This window comes from Vibrio sp. M260118 (assembly GCF_036533755.1).
Classification (GTDB): Bacteria; Pseudomonadota; Gammaproteobacteria; order Enterobacterales; family Vibrionaceae; genus Vibrio.
Genome location: NZ_JATABG010000596.1, coordinates 1 through 1,253, shown reverse-complemented (window position 1 = coordinate 1,253; position 1,253 = coordinate 1). Strand labels below are relative to the sequence as shown.

Genomic DNA, 1,253 nt, shown 5'->3' with positions numbered 1-1,253 from the left:
TCACAATAATTAGCGTAGGCACTATAAACCTTAAAAAAGTGATTGTGCTAGGTTCAAGGTATTGACCTAAAAATTTGGAAAACAACCCGGTTAATGACAGACTGAAGGTTGAAAACAACATAAATAAAACTGGATACAACTGGTTCGACATAACTCCCCCCCCTCTTGTCAATCATTCTAGGGAAAACGAGCCAGGTTGAATAACGAATAATATTGACACTATTAGTTAGAAAAACTTACAGATGAAACCAATAAATCCTGCACCGATAAAATCTCTCTACGCCTTCGTCGCCGTTGCAGAAACTGGCAGTATGACCGCAGCAGCCTCGGCACTTCACGTTAGTCATTCTGCCATTAGCCAATCAATCAAAGCATTAGAGGGATATGTCGGGCAAAGCTTGTTCAACCGCGTTGGTCGTCAGGTAACCTTGAATTCCGCAGGTCGAAGCTACTACAAAAGCATCGCTCCAGCACTAGAAGCTATCACTCGCGCAACTCATCAGTTAATCGAAGAGAAACAGTCACATCGCTTAACCTTAAATATGGTCAATTCATTGGCCATGCATTGGTGGATACCGAGAGTAAATCAGCTTAACCAATCCGCTCCAAACTTAGACGTCCGGATCTCTACCCTTGTAGGACAGTTCTCAATGGAAGATCAAGGCGTTGATGTCGCGGTCATTCATGGTAAGCAGACTGATTGGCAAGACTACTACTGCGAAAAGCTCGCCAATGATGAACTGATTATGGTCGCCAGTCCCGAACTTGCCAAAGGCATAAGCTGCCCTAAGACGCTATTAAAGAAGTACCCAGCCATCATCACGATAAACGAACGAAGAAAACATGACTGGCAAGCCTGGTGCGATGCATACGAAATTTCGATTCCTGACGGCGCAAACAATCTCAAGTTTAGCGCTTCCATTCAGGCTGTTCAGGCGGCAACTCGCCATCTGGGGGTACTTGTCACTCATCGAATTTTCGTTCGCGATGATGTGGAGCAGGGTTATTTAGTTGAAATAGGCTCTCCGGTTCTCAACCCACATCAAGAGTTCTATTTCGCTTGTCTGCCAAATAAACTCAAAAATGAGAATGTTCTGTTACTGAGAAATTGGATACGGCGTGAGTTCTCTCAAACTAATCCAATCTCGCGGTAGATTATTTAGTTATAAAAAAAACATCCATATAACATTTATATGGCAATACGCCCGTTCATTTTTATCGTCAATAAATAGGCATTCCTAATATATCGTTCA

1 protein-coding gene is annotated in these 1,253 nt (G+C 42.9%); it reads left to right on the top strand.

What is annotated here, in order from left to right:
- Positions 1-242: 242 nt before the first annotated feature.
- Positions 243-1,154, top strand: a complete 912-nt coding sequence (locus tag QTO00_RS19880) for a LysR substrate-binding domain-containing protein (RefSeq protein ID WP_331426285.1) — start codon at positions 243-245, stop codon at positions 1,152-1,154.
- The last annotated feature ends 99 nt before the right edge of the window (positions 1,155-1,253 follow it).